Source organism: Bacillus sp. 205(2023), from assembly GCF_037027485.1.
In the GTDB taxonomy this organism is placed as follows: Bacteria; Bacillota; Bacilli; order Bacillales; family Bacillaceae; genus Bacillus; species Bacillus halotolerans.
In genome coordinates, this window is record NZ_JAXCHF010000035.1 from 1 (window position 1) to 357 (window position 357).

At 37.3% G+C, this 357-nt stretch carries 1 protein-coding gene; it reads right to left on the reverse strand.

The genetic code is table 11. From position 1 onward, the window contains the following. The coding region (locus WA325_RS21270; protein ID WP_336184165.1) for a transposase at positions 1-262 on the reverse strand (262 nt) is incomplete at its 3' end. Between the last annotated feature and the right edge of the window lie 95 nt (positions 263-357).

The following is a 357-nucleotide window of genomic DNA, read 5'->3' on the forward strand; positions in this document are numbered from 1 at the left end:
CCATATTGTAGTAAATTTCTTTTTCGAGCTGTCTTTCTGAACGGATACCGTAGAGGTAGCCGATAAACATCATTTTGAATAAAATTAGCGGATCAAGTGAGGGGCGGCCTTTGTTTTCGCTGTAGTAGGGTTTCACCTTTTCAATGATGAAAGAGAAGTCTATGTGTTTATCAATTTTACGAAGCAGATGATCCTCTTCGACGAGTTGGTCAAGCAGAACAAATTCGGCTGCATTTTGAGAAGAATTTCTTGTGTGCAACATGAGAAAGACACCGTCCTTGTAAGTCTTTCTTTTATTTTATTACATGAGAATGGATATTTTAAGAAAAAATAAAGGCTGTCGAGATTTTCTCGACA